Source organism: Sphingobacterium thermophilum (assembly GCF_039541675.1).
GTDB classification, from domain to species: Bacteria; Bacteroidota; Bacteroidia; order Sphingobacteriales; family Sphingobacteriaceae; genus Sphingobacterium; species Sphingobacterium thermophilum.
The window spans coordinates 449,813-465,691 of record NZ_BAABGR010000015.1 but is presented as its reverse complement, the minus strand read 5'-3'; the positions used below and the strand labels follow the sequence as shown (position 1 = coordinate 465,691).

Here is a 15,879-nt window from a genome sequence, read left to right as displayed (position 1 = left end):
AAATTAAATTAGTCACTCAGTAAGCCATTTTTTCTTAATGAAATAAATTAATGGCAGGATTAGATAACTATTTTATATAAACCTATAGAAATTTTTAAATAAAGCGATGAGTTTTCAGATTAAAACTTTTGAAGAGTATCAAGATGCTTATAAAAGAAGTGTCGAAAATCCGGAAGAATTTTGGGGAGATATAGCTAATCACTTCTTTTGGAAAAGAAAATGGACTAAAGTTCTAGAATGGAACTTTACCGAACCCAACATCAAATGGTTTATTGGTGGTAGATTAAACATTACAGAAAACTGTCTTGACAGACATATCTATAAAAACGGCGATACTCCTGCTATCATCTGGGAGCCTAATGATCCTAGTGAGGCTCACCGTATCCTGACGTATCGTCAATTGCTTGACAAGGTAGAGCAATTTGCCAACGTACTGAAAAACAACAACATCAAAAAAGGCGACCGTGTATGTATTTATCTACCGATGGTTCCTGAATTGGTTATTGCCGTATTAGCTTGTGCTCGCATAGGCGCTATCCATTCGGTAGTATTCGGTGGATTTTCAGCTCAATCTATCGCGGATCGCATCAACGACGCACAATGCAAATTGGTCATCACTTCAGATGGAGGATATCGTGGTGCTAAAGTATTGGAATTAAAATCCATCGTGGACGATGCCTTGATGCAATGTAATTCGGTAGAACGCGTAATAGTACTGACTCGAACACGTACTCCGGTATCTATGATCAAAGGCCGAGATGTGTGGTGGGAAGATGAAATCAAGAAGGTAGAGACGCAAGGTAACCCTCCTTGTCCTGCAGAAGAGATGGATGCGGAAGACACCTTGTTCATACTTTATACATCAGGTTCTACCGGTAAGCCTAAAGGTGTAGTACATACCACTGGTGGCTATATGGTATATACAGGCTATACTTTTGCTAACACCTTCCAATATCAGCCAGGCGAAGTGTACTTCTGTACAGCTGATATCGGGTGGATTACAGGACACAGCTACATCATCTACGGGCCGCTATCGCAAGGCGCTACCTCTCTCATGTTTGAAGGTATCCCTACTTACCCTGATGCAGGCAGATATTGGGATATTGTAGATAAGTATAAAGTAAACATTCTCTACACTGCTCCTACAGCCATACGCTCACTTATGGCTTTTGGTGACGAGTTTGTAGAATCCAAAGACCTTTCTTCATTACGTGTATTAGGCTCGGTAGGAGAACCTATCAATGAAGAAGCTTGGCACTGGTATAAAGAAAAAGTGGGTAAAGGCAAATGTCCTATTGTCGACACATGGTGGCAGACAGAAAACGGAGGACACCTTATTACCTCTATTGCAGGAGTAACACCTGAAAAACCAGGATACGCCTTACTACCTCTTCCTGGTATACAGCCATGCCTTATGGACGAAAACGGCAATGAAATTCAAGGCAACGACGTTTCGGGCAACCTTTGTATCAAATTTCCATGGCCAGGCATGTTGCGCTCAACATGGGGTGACCACCAACGTTGTAAGCAGACATACTTCTCCACTTATGAAAACATGTACTTTACAGGTGACGGCTGCTACCGCAGTCCGGAAGGCTACTACCGCATCACCGGTCGGGTAGACGATGTATTAAACGTATCCGGACACCGTATCGGTACCGCGGAGGTAGAAAATGCTATCAACATGCACTCGGATGTGGTAGAATCCGCTATAGTAGGTTACCCGCACCCGGTAAAAGGTCAAGGTATCTATGCTTATGTCATTGCCAACCACCATATCAATCCGGACCAAACACGTCAAGATATCCTTCAAACGGTGACCCGCCTTATCGGCGCTATCGCAAAACCGGACATCATACAGTTTGTGACGGATCTTCCAAAAACCCGTTCCGGAAAAATCATGCGTAGAATCTTACGCAAAATCGCCGAAAACGAATTAGATAATCTGGGAGATACCACAACACTTCAAGATCCAGCCGTTGTGGAAAAAATCATCGAAGGTGCTAAACAATTAAGAAAATAAATTCTTATAAATAGAACACCGGGGAGAATAAAATTCCCCGGTGTTTTTCTTTACCTGTCTTTTAAAGGAACTAATAAAATTTTATTAAATCCCCCATAAGCAACATAAAATTGGATTAATAGCACAGAAAAACGGTATTTTTTATTATTTTTAGGAAGTCAAAAATTCTAAAAAAGAGTAAATGCTATTAACTGTATTATCCGGACTTATATTATCTGTTGTACTTATTTTCTTTGGAAAAGCATTCACCAAGAAGCTTGGCATTCTTTTGCCTTTACTTCCTACTCTGCTTTTCGGATATTATATTCAACTATTTCCCGTCATTTCTTCGGGAAAGTCCTTAATACAAAATATCAGTTGGGTTCCTTCATTGGGTGTGAATTTCGACTTCCATTTGGATGGACTTTCGTTACTCTTTAGCCTTCTCATTACAGGAATAGGAAGCTGTATTTTCTTTTATGGCAGAACCTATCTCAAAGGACACCCCTATTTTGACCGCTTTTTTGGCTATTTGCTGCTTTTCATGTCGGCCATGCTGGGGGTAGTGCTATCGGACAACCTATTGCTATTATTTATATTCTGGGAGTTGACCAGTATCAGTTCCTTTTTCCTGATTGGCTTTAATAATCAAAATCAGGACTCTCGCAAAAGTGCCATCACAGCATTGAGTATTACCGGATTAGGAGGATTATTCCTATTCGCGGGGTTAGTACTCATAGCACACATTGGTAACACTTATTCTATTTCGGAACTTATAAGCAGAAAGGATATATTACTGAATCATAATTTATATCCTCTTATCGTAAGCTTGTTATTCATAGGTGCCTTTACAAAGTCGGCCCAGTTTCCTTTTCATTTTTGGCTTCCCGGCGCGATGAAGGCTCCCACACCGGTATCGGCCTATCTGCATTCGGCTACTATGGTCAAAGCAGGGATATATCTCTTGGCTCGCTTCACCCCTATACTTGGAGGAACTACATATTGGAGCTATACATTGATAGCCGTGGGAGGTATCACCATGCTATACGCGGCAATTCATTCCTTATTCAGAGTGGACATGAAGTCTATCTTGGCTTATACTACCATCTCTGCCTTAGGAGTACTGACCTTCCTCTTAGGATTAGGGACCAAGGAAGCTTTAATAGCAGTCTCGGTATTCATTGTAGCCCATGCTCTATATAAGGCTACACTTTTCATGGTAACAGGAATTGTGGATCACGAAACACATACCCGCGATATCACCCAACTGAGTGGTCTACGTAAGGTATTATTCCCAGTGGCTATAGCCGCATTTTTGGCGGCACTTTCCAGTGCGGGATTTCCTTTCCTCACGATAGGATTCATTGGTAAAGATCTTATCTATGAAGCTACCTTACATTATGGCATAAAAGAATGGATTTGGATATTAACAGGTTTATCCATTATCACAAATATAGGTCTTGTTGCCGCGGGATTCATGGCGGGTATAAAACCTTTTATGGGCCCCCTACCGTCGCAATACGCATCTATCCATCTTCCATACAAAAGTATGTGGATACCTCCTCTCCTTTTAGCCTTAGGAGGAGTATTTTTCGGGCTTTTCCCAAATTTATTGGCGGAAAGCATTACTAATGCAACTGCCTCTGCCATGTGGGGAGAAGTTCTAACATCTCACCTACACTCGTGGCATGGCTTCACACTCATCTTCGGGTTAAGTTTAGCTACCCTCGCTGTAGGTACACTTGTATATCTTGTCAATAAGCCGAGTCATGCTAAACTTAATGCCATGGAGAAACTAAACCGCATATCTCCGCAAAATATTATTACTGGCTTTGCAAACACAATCCTACACTTTGCATCCTCATTCACAAACCTGTTTCATAATGGTTATCTACGCTCGTACCATCTAAAGATCATCCTTTTTGCTGAGTTGCTGTTAGGATATAGATTATGGATGAGCGGCCCTATTACGGTGTCGTTCTGGGATTTGACATATCCCGATCTTTATGAGATAGCGATAATTTTCATTCTCATTGGGGCGACATATATTGTGTTGACAACCCCATCACGTCTTACGGCTGTCGTCGCCATGAGTGTAATCGGATACTGTATTTGTTTGATTTTTGTAATCTACAGTGCTCCCGACTTGGCGATGACACAGTTTACCATAGACACTTTGACGACAGTACTGTTTGTTTTGGTGTTGTATAAGCTTCCTCCTTTCATCAACTTAACGAGGAGTTCCATTTTGGTGAGGGATGCTATTGTAGCTCTAAGCTTTGGCGTCATCCTTTCTTTAGTGGCATTAAAAGTTTGGTCTGAGCCTATTTCGGCAGAAATATCGAAGTTTTATGGTGAGAACGCTTATCTATTAGCCAAGGGAAAAAACGTGGTAAACGTCATATTGGTGGATTTCCGCGGTATAGATACCATGTTTGAGACGGTAGTGTTAAGTATTGCCGCATTGGGTGTGTATAGTTTGATACGTTTACGTTTAAAATCATCAGAAAAAGAATAGCATGAAAAGTCCTATATTATTAACGGCTTCTAAATATTTACTTCCCATACTTTTATTGTTCTCTTTTTTCTTACTATTGAGAGGGCACTATTATCCTGGAGGCGGTTTTGTTGGAGGTTTAGTAGCATCCATTGCTTTTGTCCTTCACAGCTTTGCCTTTGGCACGGAAGCCACGATGAAAATCCTTAAGAGAAAACCTCTTTCACTAATTCCTACGGGTCTAGCTATTTCAGCCCTTAGCGTAACCATCCCTATACTCTTTGGACTACCTCCGATGACAGGTTTGTGGCTGGAAGAACCTATTCCATTTATCGGCATGATAGGATCAGCCCTCTTCTTTGATCTGGGGGTTTATCTGGTAGTGATTGGAGTAGTGTTGACCATTCTGTTTACCATTTCACTCAACAATCTGGAGGAAAAGAATTAATGGAGTTCTTTTTAGTCATATTAATAGGATTATTTTACGGAGCGGGAGTGTACCTTATTCTCCGTCGCAGCATGGTAAAATTACTGTTGGGAATCATGTTTTTAGGTACCGGAGCGAATATTTTGATTTTTCTGTTAGGAGGAATCATAAAAGGGAAACCTCCAGTTATCGACGAGACAGCAAAGATGTTTCAGGATATATATGCCGACCCTATACCACAGTCGCTGATCCTAACCGCCATCGTGATTAGCTTTGCGTTGACGGCATTTGCCATTGTGTTGCTGAAGCGGTTTTACGCTTTAGCAAATACCGACGATTTGGATGATCTTAACACACCGGAGGAGGAGGATATATGATTGATAATAATATCTTAGGACCGGTATTTATCCATTTGTTTACGGGAATTCTTCAGCTTATAGCATGGAGGAAGACCGTCACGCAACGGTTTATTAGCGGCATAGGCTCCTTCTTAGGGCTACTGATAGCAATCCGTCTTTTTACGAAAGTAAATAGTGACGGCATACTTACCCTTAATGCCGCCAATTGGGATGCTCCTTTCGGCATTGTGTTTGTTGCGGACCTATTGAGTAGTACATTAGTGCTCATCACCTCTATTGCGGCTTTTGCCGTATCTCTTTTCTCTTCTACAGGTATAAGCCGCCAGCGCATGCTGTACGGATATTTTCCTATATTCCATTTTCTCGTCATGGGTCTTAACGGGGCCTTCCTTACGGGAGATATCTTCAACCTGTATGTATGGTTTGAGGTCATCATCATCTCTTCGTTTGTGCTGATGACTTTGGGAGGAAGGAAGACACAGCTGGAAGGAGCCGTAAAATATATGGCGTTGAATATCTTGGCTTCCACCTTCTTTCTGACAGGAGTAGGTATTCTTTACGGCATCACCGGCTCGTTGAATATGGCGGACCTTTCGGAAAAAATAAAAATGGTCAACAACCAGTTTCTTGTGGGCATCACGTCTGCTTTCTTCCTTTTAGGGTTCGGCATCAAGTCGGCCGTATTCCCGCTGTATTATTGGTTGCCATCCTCGTACCATACACCTCCTTCGGCGGTGGCTGCTACCTTCGGAGGACTACTCACAAAAGTGGGTATATATGCGATGTTGCGTGTTTTCAGCCTCATATTCATTCCGGACGATTTTACCAAGCAACTTTTGATGGTGCTGGCTGTGCTGACAATCTTTACAGGAAGCATGGGAGCACTTATCAAGCTCAACATACGCCGCCTCTTTTCCTACCTTATTGTCTGCCACATAGGTTTTATGATTGGCGGAATAGGCATGTTTACCAAAGTCGCATTAATTGGAACGCTGTTCTATCTTTTCCACGACATTCTGGTGAAAACCAATATGTTCTTAATTGCTGGACTAATACGTCAGATGCGCGGTACTATGGACCTCAAATCATTAGGTGGATTATATGCACAATATCCGAAAATATCTTTACTCATCGTGCTGGTCTTATTCTCTTTGGTGGGCATCCCTCCTTTATCCGGCTTTTGGCCTAAGGTATTTTTGATAAAAGACGCTTACGTCCATGGTGAATACGCCTATATCTTTGCACTTATATTAGGTAGCTTTGTTACCCTATTCGTCATTGCGCGCATGTGGTCTGAGGCTTTCTGGAAAAATGTTCCCGAAGGAAATGAATTGGAAGACAAGTTCGAGCCCATGCCTTTGGCACGCAAAATCCTATTGGTACTTCCTATAGGAATTTTAGCGTTGGTGACCATTTATATAGGGTTGAACGCAAACTTTGTAATTACGTTGGCCGATAACATCGCTGACCAATTGATTGACACGAAGCCTTATATTGAGGCTGTACTTAAACAAAATTAAAGGTATGATTAAACAGTTTTTGATGAATCTCTTGCTGTCCTTCATCTGGGTGGCGCTTACAGGTTCGATGTATTATACCAATTTTGTATTCGGATTCATGCTCGGGTTCGGCATACTATGGATCATGAACCGCAACGAAGGAGACCGCAGCTATTTCTATAAGGTTCCTCGTATCATAAGCTTTGTCTTTTATTTTATTTGGCAGATGATAAAAGCCAACTTTCAGGTTGCGTACGATGTGATTACGCCACGTTATTTTATGCGTCCGGGAATAGTAAAATTTCCTTTAAATGCCAGGACAGAAACAGAAATAAACCTACTTTCAATGATGATATCCCTCACACCAGGAACATTGATATTGGATATAAGTGAAGACCGAAAAACTATGTACATTCATGTCATGTATCTGGATAATCCGGAAAAATTTGTGAGACAGATGAAAACAGGGTTAGAACGACGATTATTGGAGGCATTACGATGACATTAGAAACATATTTTGACTATTTTATCCTGCCGATTCTGACCATATCGGTGATATTGGTATTCATCAGGCTTATAAAGGGTCCTAAAGTGGTAGACCGTGTTATAGCCTTGGATCTTATTATCACCATAGGTATTGGCATCATTACTATTTTTACGATACGTTCCAATCAGAAAGTCCTGTTGGATGTAGCCATCATGTTGGCTCTTATAGCCTTTTTAGGAACTGTAGCCTTTTCATTTTACATAGAAAAAAAAGAAGATGATTGATATTCTAATAGCTATATTAAGTACGATAGGAGCATTTGCTATTTTCTTTGCTTCTTTGGGTATACTGCGTATGCCGGACTTTTATTTACGTTTGTCGGTGACCGTAAAAGCAGCCACCATGGGGGTTGGCTTGCTGCTGTTGTGTGCCGCTATTATCTTTCCTGACATTTCGGTGAGTACTAAGGCTTTGGCCATCACATTTTTCCTAATCATCACCTCTCCTATTGCGGCACATATGATTGGCAGAGCAGCCTATTTTACAGACACCCCACTATGGAAAAATACGATCATCGATGAGCTGGCAGGTATGTACGACAAAGAGAACCATAGGCTGAAAAACAGTGACGAAATGCCGGAACCGCAGGGAGAAGAAGATCAAATCGCCGACACCGAAGAGGAAACTAAATAAGTATCCTTACGCGTTAATCTTCTTCCTTATCAAAGGATAGATAAAAACGGCGCCTAAGACAATAATTGCACCAGCATAGAAGCCTAGACTCATCTTTTCGGTACTACCTAGGATGAAGAAAGCCAAGATAATGCCGTATACCGGTTCTAAGTTATTTACCAAGGCTACGGTGAAAGCACCCAGATTTTTCATCACGGCAACGCCCATCACATAGGCTAACGCCGTACAGATACTTCCCAAGATAAAGACAAAGACAAAGTCACTGACATTCAGAGCCATGTCAGCATTAAAACCACCGGAAAATAGCATAACTATAGACAATCCTATCAGGGCTCCAAACATTTCATATTGCGTAATGATACTGGGCTCAGTAGTCTTCACGAGCTTGCTATTTAAGATGGAAAAAATACTGGCACAGGCTGCTGCCGCCAACCCCAGCAATATCCCTAACCAATATTGAAATTCAAATTTGAAGATAAGATATATCCCCAAAATGATGATAAGCCCTACTATGATGTCTCCTATTGAAAGCTTTCGCCTATAATAAATAGGTTCTAAAATAGCAGTAAAAAGTGTCATGGAAGAAAGTGAGACCAATGTCACAGATACTGTAGACACCTTGATAGCTTCAAAAAACAAATACCAATGCAAGCCTACAAGCACTCCAATACCCATAAACTTAAGCATCTGGCTAGCTGGTACCCCTACACTTTTCTTGGCTATCCAATGATAAACTGCCAAAGTCGCTCCCGCAATCAACACCCTATACCAAACCAGCTGCAAGGCGGGAATAGAAATCAGCGATCCCAAAATTCCGGTAAATCCCCAGATAAGCACCGTAAAGTGAAGCGTTAGTAAACTACGGTGACGTTCAAAAAAATTCATAAGTAAACTATTTCGGTGCTTTTTTAAGTAGAACCAAGGCTAAGACTAAAAATATTATACTCGGCGTAAGCACTGCCAGCAACGGAGGAAATCCGGCCTTCAACGAAAACATTGTAGTAAACTGATTGAGTACCAAATAGGTAAAACTCAATCCTATACCTATTCCCAAACTCAATCCTATACCTCCTCTAACCTTCTTCGAAGAAAGGGCTACCCCCATTAAGGTAAGGATAAATGCAGCAAATGGCGTTACCCAACGCCTGTATCTTTCCAGCAGAAGGTCCGTCATCATCCCTGTTCCACGGATTTCCTCCTTGCGTATACGTTCGTTGAGCTCCTTCGTCGTCATTGCCGTAAAAACATTCTCATACACTTCAAAATCGCGTGGACGCATATCCAAAGTAGTATCACGACGATCGCCTTTTTCCATCTTCTCTTTCAAGCCGTCAATGATACGATTGGTATAGTTTTCTATCCTCCACTTATTGGTTGTGGAATCCCACACCACACGGTCAGCCATCAGTTTTTCCTTCAGCTCCAGACCATCAAATTTTTCCAACACGAAATTATAACCAATAGATAGACGTGTATCAAAGTTGTCGATATACACATAGGTAGCACTATCAATCTGCATATGTGTCGATGCAGTGTTATGACTCACCTTATGCGGCTTGACATATACATTTTCGAAATTGACCTTTATACGATTGGTAGCGGGAAGAATCCACAGGTTTGAAATCAAGGTGAAAGCAAAAATGAGGAAGGCTCCAATCATGTAAGGACGTAACATACGGTTGAAGCTCATCCCCCCACTCAAGATAGGAACTATCTCTGTTTGGTCTGCCATCTTCGACGTGAAGAATATCACCGCAATAAAGTTTATCAGCGGGGTCAACATGTTTAAGAAGAAAGGAACAGAGCCCAAAGCGTAGTATCTGAAAAGCACATCGGAGAAGGATGCCTTATTCTTCAAAAAGTCATCCAGCTTTTCCGAAACATCAAAAATCACTATGACAACAATAAATATGGCCACCGTAAAGATAAAGGTGCTCATATATTTCTTGAAGATATAGCGATCAATGATATTCATTGCTCCAAAATAAATAGTTATGATGAAAGTAAAAAACTTTAGAGCCTTTGGTCTAAAATTTTAACCATTTTTTCTTTCCAGTCGTAGAAGGAGCCTTCAACGATTTTCTCTCTAGCCTGCTTTACTAACCACAGATAGAAATGCAGGTTGTGCAACGACGCTATCTGAGCTCCTAGAATTTCCTGCGACTTGATCAGATGGCGCAAGTAAGCTTTGGAATAGACACGGTCTGCCAAGAGATCACTTTCGGCATCTATAGGTGAAAAGTCGTCTTTCCACTTCTCATTTTTGATATTTATAATACCATTTCTTGTGAAAAGCATGCCATTACGTGCATTACGTGTAGGCATCACACAGTCAAACATATCCACGCCCAAGGCTATATTTTCCAGAATGTTCACCGGTGTACCTACTCCCATAAGGTAGCGGGGTTTATCCTCCGGCAAGATGCTGTTTACCACTTCTGTCATGGCATACATCTCTTCCGCTGGTTCTCCCACAGAAAGACCTCCTATAGCATTCCCTTCCCTATTGAAGGAAGCAATGACTTCTGCCGACTTTATACGCAGGTCCTTATACACAGATCCCTGAACTATAGGAAATAAGGTCTGCTCATAACCGTACAGGGGTTCTGTGCTGTCAAAACGGTCACAACAACGCTTCAGCCAACGATGGGTCATATCCAATGAGCGCTTAGCATAGTTATAGTCACAAGGATATGGCGTACATTCATCAAAGGCCATGATGATGTCTGCGCCAATGATTCGCTGGGTGTCCATGACATTTTCAGGGGTAAAGAGGTGTTTTGATCCGTCTATATGTGAACGAAATGTCACTCCCTCCTCTTTGATTTTACGTACTTCGGTAAGCGAATACACTTGATAGCCTCCCGAATCCGTAAGAATAGGCCTCTCCCATCCATTAAACTTATGTAGTCCTCCGGCTTTCTGGAGCACCTCCAAGCCTGGCCTTAGATACAGGTGATACGTATTTCCCAAGATGATCTGTGCTTGAATATCGTTGACAAGCTCATGCTGGTGCACAGCCTTCACCGTCCCTGCCGTTCCTACGGGCATGAAGATAGGAGTCTCTATCTTTCCATGCGCTGTCTCTATTACCCCTGCCCTTGCTTTGGAGAGTTTATCTTTAGCCTGAAGCGTAAATTTCATATAGTTGTTTAAATTCGTCTGCAAAAATACTATAAATATTTTACCCTACCTCATTTGGTTGATTTTATTAGGAATTCTTGACGTTTTCACTGAATATTAGAAAATATCATTCTATCTTTGAATCTTCGTATGGAATGGGATCTTAACATAGTTATCAAAATATCGTACGTCCTTTACGGCATATTAGGGTTATTTTTACTAATCCAGCTGTATTATATCCTTTTTGTGTACAGCAAGTTGGCTGCCTATAAGGTAAAGTCTTATAAGGATTCCGAGCATCAGCCTCCCGTTTCCGTCATCATTTGTGCGTACAACGAAGAAGAAAATCTTAAGCAGTTTCTACCTTCCGTTTTGGAGCAAGATTACCCTCAATTTGAAGTTATCGTCGTCAACGACTGTTCACAGGACGACACCAAATGGGTATTGAAAGAATTTTCTGCCCAATATCCGCACCTTCGTGTAGTAGATATCAAAGAGAATATACGTCTCAAAAATTCAAAGAAGTTTGCTCTCACTCTAGGTATTAAAGCTGCCAAGTACGAACATCTGATTATGACCGATGCGGACTGTCAACCCAATAGCAACCAATGGCTAAGAGAAATGGCCGGAGCCTACAGCGAAGGTAAAGAAATCGTTTTAGGATATTCGCCATACTTCCGTCGCGCGGGATTCTTGAACAAGCTTATACGCTTTGAAACCACCCATACGGCTATGAGTTATCTTTCCTACGCTCTTAAGCGCAATGCTTATATGGGAGTGGGAAGAAATCTTTCTTACCTGAAATCCCTCTTTTTCCGAGGAAAGGGCTTCAACGCTCATATGCACATCAAATCGGGTGATGATGACCTTTTTGTCAACCACAATGCCAACAAGACAAACGTCAATATTGCCATCCATCCGGATGCGCACGTATATTCCGTACCGAAAGATAGCTGGAGAAGTTACTACAAACAAAAGGGTCGTCATGCTGGAGCTTCCGTCTTATACAAAAGACAACATAAACGCATGCTGGCAAGACAGTTGCTCAGTGCTCTACTCTTTTATATTATGCTTATAATCTGCCTCAGCATCTATCCTAATCTATGGTTTGTAGGTGCAGGTATGTTTGTCTTCCGATACATCTGCCAGTTATTCGTTTTTGTACCTATATACAAGAAGCTTGCTGTCAAGGATTTGATTTGGTGGCTGCTCATTTTGGATGTGTTTTATTATTTTTACATCTGCATTAACGGCATATTCAACCGTAAGAAAACTCAAAAAACATGGAAATAGCATATAGCTTTTCCGAATACGTCAAATCATAAAATAAAATACCGTGGATCCTACAGTAGATATCATTTATAAATATTTTCCTAAACTCACAGAAAGACAGAAAGAACAATTTGCACAGCTTGAAGAAGTATATCCTTTTTGGAACGACCAAATTAACGTCATTTCCAGAAAAGATATAGGAAGTCTTTATCTAAAACATGTATTGCATTCTTTGGGAATCGCCAAGTTTGTTACTGAGTTGAAACCAGGTACTCGCATCTTGGATGTAGGTACAGGCGGAGGCTTCCCCGGCATTCCGTTGGCTATACTTTTTCCGGAAGTGCAATTCCATTTGGTAGACTCTATAGGCAAAAAGATTAAGGTTGTCCGTGAGGTGGCTGCAGCTATAGGACTTACCAATGTGGAAGCCGACCATATACGCGCCGAACAATTGGACTACAAATATGATTATGTGGTTTCAAGGGCTGTAACAAGGCTGGCCGAATTTCTTCCTTGGGTAAGGAACAAATTTGAAAAGAAAGATAAAAATGGCATTCCTAACGGAATTCTATACCTTAAAGGAGGCGATCTCACAGAAGAAATCAAAGAAGCCAAAGTCAAAGCCGAACTTCATGCCCTCTCAGATTATTTTGAGGAGGATTTCTTCGATACCAAATATGTGGTTTATATTCCGATGTAAAATATTACTTATAAGAAATAAAAAATTGGGGCTGCATCAAAAGGTGCAGCCCTAACTTTTTAGCTTCAAGCTTATTTATATAGCTGATTGAACAGCATTTTGAAGGTGGCATGCGCCTGTGCTCTGTTGGTGATCTCCGGGCCTATCGCCACAACCTTCCCCTTGCCCAATGTCGCCACTACACCTATATGGGTATCCTTCAGATAATGCTGACCGTGAGCCCAACCACTCAACAAAGGCTTATCCGTACTGATCTTGCCCAATGAATAAACCTGTCCCGATTCTCCAATCCTGAAAACCGGACTGTTGTTGAAGACAATGTTTATCTGTGCAGGCATACCGTAGTTCTCAGGCTTTGACACATCTATATCTGCTCGAAGGATACTGGTAGGTATATAGTATTTGTTGCTCGGAAGAGGCACTTCCTTTCCTTCTTCATTACGCTCTACCAACGGATTCGTAACACCAATATTCAGTCCGTAAACCCATGCACTGGACGATCCTATCGTGATAATCTTGCCGCCCTTCTCTACATATTCTTTCAAAACCCCAACTGACTTATCCCTGCTCAGTTCCCCTAACATATGTCTGTAGGCTTCCGGCACCAATGATGCTTCAGGCAGTCTACTACGATAGCCGCTCCCATCTCCCGTAGGGATACCTTGACCCACGAATATCAACACGTCGAAATCATCAATCTTTCGGCTGTCGACATCCTGTGGAAAAAACTGACGGTACTCAAAACCGTACTGCTCGAAAATCCACCGTACCCAACCCGAAGGCATAGAGCCTCCATAATAGTCGTAAAGACCTATCTTAAGCTTCTCTATAGGCTTCAGACGTGATGACTTTACCGTGGCACCCCTAGCACGAACACCGTACTCTCGGGCTACCTGCACAACGATATCTCGCCCCCTAGGTTCCACAAAAAAGTCCTTGCTCTGCTCATCTCGATAAACTCTATGGCCCGACTTCAAAAGACGATTGATTGCAAGAAAGCTATCGTTGGACTGCGCAGGAAGAATATAGCCTACCTTTGAAACCGAAACTTCTACCGAAGGGGCTTTCAGCAGCTCTCCATATGGCTTACGCTCCAACGGCGCCGTAATATCCTCGTATATACGGTCATACTCTACACCCATTTGCATGGCCAGCGTCCAGCCAGCAGCATCGTAGGGACGTACAGGAGGACCACCCGGATATTGGACATCATGAGGGTGATCCTGCGGCTCGAACATATCCAGTATCTGAGGACGAAATGCTTGGTTCGTCTTCACCACAATACTGTTCTTAGGATATCTCTTTCCTCCGTAGGTGAAGTCTGAAGTACTCTGGTATACATAAACCCCTCCCTTAATCAGCGCATTCACAAATTTAATCGCCGTGCCAAAGTCAGGCTGGTCGGCAGAGATGATATAACCCCGTGGGTCGCGATTCGACGGATTCTTGTACACCGACTCGTAGTAGCTGTCCGGGATAATCTTCGAACGGTAATAGCCTGTAGGCTCTTTCTTAGCCTCTTTCCCAGACTTGACCGCCTCATCATAGCTACGCTCCATGGCCTCCGCAAACTTAGGATATTTGGTCCAATGGTCGCGGCTGCCACGCTCGATGGAGTTCTTGCCCATCTTGTAGAAATTGTACAACAGCTGATCTCCATTGCGTGCAGCGTAATCCAGAATAGCAAAGTTCAACGACACCGAATAATCGATGGACTGCCTGAAGTGCCATTTCTGTGGATCTACAGGGTTGGGTAGTCCGTTCCGGGGAATCTGACGCTCCGCAACGGCCGGAATCACCGAAGGGGTAGGGTTGCCCGTGATCTCTGTCAGAATACCAATCATATTACGGAAATAGGGTGCAGTACGCAAGCCGCCGTTCCACCACGTCGAAAATGTCGACTGGTCTAGACGTACATATCCCGGCTTGTCCTCCACGTTAAGACGATTGATCATCGCTGCCCCTACCCCGTCGATGCCCGTTATCAGGAGGGGATCGAAAACGTGGTTGAATGGATCCCGGTATGGAGGACCTGCCACTATCGTCCCATCAGGAGAGGTCTGGTGGTGGTTATAGATAATTTGCGGTAGCCAGTCTATATACATCACTTTCGCCAAGTTCTCCGTCTCCTTCAGGTTGAACATGAAGTAATCTCGGTTGTTGTCATGTCCTACGTACTTGTGGTACAGCACCGGGATGTGCATATTACGCTTCTCCTTATCCTCATACTGCATGTACCAGTCTGCAATAAGATCCTGACCATCAGGGTTTACGTGCCACATCAGGATGATAACCTTGTCTAGATAACGCAAGATCTCCTCATCATTGCGACTGGTCAGCTGGTAAAGGGTTTCTATCAGCTGATGCGACCCTACAGTCTCATTGGAGTGCATCCCGCCATCAATCCATACTACTGGCTTGCCTTCTTTGGCCAGTTGTAAGGCCTCCGAATCCGTAAGACCTTCCGCGCGGCCTAGACGCTGCGAAATGCCGCGGTATTTCTCGATATGTTTCAAATTCTCAGGTGAAGAGACAATCAACAGATACTGCTTACGTCCCTCTTCGGTAAGGCCCGCCTCTCGGATGAGAACACGGTCAGACTCTTGCGCTACCTTAAGAAAGTAGCTCTCCATCTGCTTGTAATTGGCCAGCATATAATCATCACCTATCCGGAATCCGAAATGGCGCTTAGGACTCGTAACCTGCTGTGCAAATGTAGCCTCGCCATACGTCGCCAAAAAAAGAGTAATCAGAGGCACTAATATTTTTCTTCTCATAAGCTTTTGTTATAGGATGGTCACTCCCCCGAAGGGAGACCAC

The 15,879-nt window shown here is 42.6% G+C and carries 14 protein-coding genes; 10 read left to right on the top strand and 4 right to left on the bottom strand.

The annotated features are described in order from the left end of the window. Positions 1-106 precede the first annotated feature (106 nt). The 8 genes from acs to mnhG all read left to right on the top strand — a co-directional run bounded on the left by acs (position 107) and on the right by mnhG (position 7,964). Complete coding sequence (acs, locus tag ABD873_RS07930) at positions 107-2,023, top strand: acetate--CoA ligase (RefSeq protein WP_345066975.1); 1,917 nt, start codon at positions 107-109, stop codon at positions 2,021-2,023. Between the two features lie 181 nt (positions 2,024-2,204). Beyond that, complete coding sequence (gene mbhE / locus ABD873_RS07925) at positions 2,205-4,520, top strand: hydrogen gas-evolving membrane-bound hydrogenase subunit E (RefSeq protein WP_345066972.1); 2,316 nt, start codon at positions 2,205-2,207, stop codon at positions 4,518-4,520. A 1-nt stretch (position 4,521) separates the two neighbouring features. Then, complete coding sequence (locus tag ABD873_RS07920) at positions 4,522-4,947, top strand: Na+/H+ antiporter subunit B (protein WP_345066969.1); 426 nt, start codon at positions 4,522-4,524, stop codon at positions 4,945-4,947. After that, positions 4,947-5,303: an NADH-quinone oxidoreductase subunit K gene (locus ABD873_RS07915; RefSeq protein WP_345066966.1), complete on the top strand. Its 357-nt coding sequence runs from the start codon at positions 4,947-4,949 to the stop codon at positions 5,301-5,303. Before ABD873_RS07920 ends, ABD873_RS07915 begins: the two co-directional genes overlap by 1 nt. Further along, the gene (locus ABD873_RS07910; protein ID WP_345066963.1) at positions 5,300-6,805 is read left to right on the top strand and encodes a proton-conducting transporter transmembrane domain-containing protein; all 1,506 of its coding nucleotides are present in this window, start codon (positions 5,300-5,302) and stop codon (positions 6,803-6,805) included. The genes ABD873_RS07915 and ABD873_RS07910 overlap by 4 nt, the downstream gene beginning before the upstream one ends. A gap of 4 nt (positions 6,806-6,809) precedes the next feature. Then, positions 6,810-7,286 carry a Na+/H+ antiporter subunit E gene (locus ABD873_RS07905; RefSeq protein ID WP_345066960.1) on the top strand — a complete coding sequence of 159 codons (477 nt, stop codon included), beginning with the start codon at positions 6,810-6,812 and terminating at the stop codon, positions 7,284-7,286. After that, on the top strand, positions 7,283-7,555 hold the full coding sequence (locus ABD873_RS07900) for a monovalent cation/H+ antiporter complex subunit F (protein ID WP_345066957.1): 273 nt from the start codon (positions 7,283-7,285) through the stop codon (positions 7,553-7,555). The genes ABD873_RS07905 and ABD873_RS07900 overlap by 4 nt, the downstream gene beginning before the upstream one ends. After that, positions 7,548-7,964, top strand: coding sequence for a monovalent cation/H(+) antiporter subunit G (mnhG, locus tag ABD873_RS07895; RefSeq protein ID WP_345066954.1), 417 nt, complete (start codon positions 7,548-7,550; stop codon positions 7,962-7,964). Before ABD873_RS07900 ends, mnhG begins: the two co-directional genes overlap by 8 nt. A 6-nt stretch (positions 7,965-7,970) precedes the next feature. On the opposite strand, the gene ABD873_RS07890 is transcribed toward mnhG, so the two are convergent. Genes ABD873_RS07890 through tgt form a run of 3 tightly spaced genes read right to left on the bottom strand, consistent with a single transcriptional unit; the run spans position 7,971 to position 11,108 of the window. Further along, on the bottom strand, positions 7,971-8,849 hold the full coding sequence (locus ABD873_RS07890) for a DMT family transporter (RefSeq protein WP_345066951.1): 879 nt from the start codon (positions 8,847-8,849) through the stop codon (positions 7,971-7,973). Positions 8,850-8,856: 7 nt separating this feature from the next. Beyond that, positions 8,857-9,939 (bottom strand): LptF/LptG family permease, encoded by a 1,083-nt coding sequence (locus ABD873_RS07885; protein WP_039052657.1) that lies wholly within the window; start codon positions 9,937-9,939, stop codon positions 8,857-8,859. 38 nt (positions 9,940-9,977) lie between these two features. Beyond that, positions 9,978-11,108, bottom strand: a complete 1,131-nt coding sequence (gene tgt / locus ABD873_RS07880) for a tRNA guanosine(34) transglycosylase Tgt (RefSeq protein ID WP_345066946.1) — start codon at positions 11,106-11,108, stop codon at positions 9,978-9,980. 129 nt (positions 11,109-11,237) lie between these two features. Here tgt and ABD873_RS07875 point away from each other — a divergent pair, with 129 nt between their 5' ends. Together ABD873_RS07875 and rsmG are read left to right on the top strand one after the other, a co-directional pair. After that, positions 11,238-12,380: a glycosyltransferase gene (locus tag ABD873_RS07875; protein ID WP_345066941.1), complete on the top strand. Its 1,143-nt coding sequence runs from the start codon at positions 11,238-11,240 to the stop codon at positions 12,378-12,380. Positions 12,381-12,423: 43 nt separating this feature from the next. Further along, positions 12,424-13,059, top strand: coding sequence for a 16S rRNA (guanine(527)-N(7))-methyltransferase RsmG (rsmG, locus tag ABD873_RS07870; RefSeq protein ID WP_345066938.1), 636 nt, complete (start codon positions 12,424-12,426; stop codon positions 13,057-13,059). Positions 13,060-13,130: 71 nt separating this feature from the next. On the opposite strand, the gene ABD873_RS07865 is transcribed toward rsmG, so the two are convergent. Continuing rightward, positions 13,131-15,836, bottom strand: coding sequence for a M14 family metallopeptidase (locus ABD873_RS07865; protein ID WP_345066935.1), 2,706 nt, complete (start codon positions 15,834-15,836; stop codon positions 13,131-13,133). Between the last annotated feature and the right edge of the window lie 43 nt (positions 15,837-15,879).

Bases quoted from the DNA above. Each gene is read 5' to 3' on its own strand.
- acs (WP_345066975.1), top strand. From the start codon at position 107: ATGAGTTTTCAGATTAAAACTTTTGAAGAGTATCAAGATGCTTATAAA.
- mbhE (WP_345066972.1), top strand. From the start codon at position 2,205: ATGCTATTAACTGTATTATCCGGACTTATATTATCTGTTGTACTTATT.
- ABD873_RS07920 (WP_345066969.1), top strand. From the start codon at position 4,522: ATGAAAAGTCCTATATTATTAACGGCTTCTAAATATTTACTTCCCATA.
- ABD873_RS07915 (WP_345066966.1), top strand. From the start codon at position 4,947: ATGGAGTTCTTTTTAGTCATATTAATAGGATTATTTTACGGAGCGGGA.
- ABD873_RS07910 (WP_345066963.1), top strand. From the start codon at position 5,300: ATGATTGATAATAATATCTTAGGACCGGTATTTATCCATTTGTTTACG.
- ABD873_RS07905 (WP_345066960.1), top strand. From the start codon at position 6,810: ATGATTAAACAGTTTTTGATGAATCTCTTGCTGTCCTTCATCTGGGTG.
- ABD873_RS07900 (WP_345066957.1), top strand. From the start codon at position 7,283: ATGACATTAGAAACATATTTTGACTATTTTATCCTGCCGATTCTGACC.
- mnhG (WP_345066954.1), top strand. From the start codon at position 7,548: ATGATTGATATTCTAATAGCTATATTAAGTACGATAGGAGCATTTGCT.
- ABD873_RS07890 (WP_345066951.1), bottom strand. From the start codon at position 8,849: ATGAATTTTTTTGAACGTCACCGTAGTTTACTAACGCTTCACTTTACG.
- ABD873_RS07885 (WP_039052657.1), bottom strand. From the start codon at position 9,939: ATGAATATCATTGATCGCTATATCTTCAAGAAATATATGAGCACCTTT.
- tgt (WP_345066946.1), bottom strand. From the start codon at position 11,108: ATGAAATTTACGCTTCAGGCTAAAGATAAACTCTCCAAAGCAAGGGCA.
- ABD873_RS07875 (WP_345066941.1), top strand. From the start codon at position 11,238: ATGGAATGGGATCTTAACATAGTTATCAAAATATCGTACGTCCTTTAC.
- ABD873_RS07865 (WP_345066935.1), bottom strand. From the start codon at position 15,836: ATGAGAAGAAAAATATTAGTGCCTCTGATTACTCTTTTTTTGGCGACG.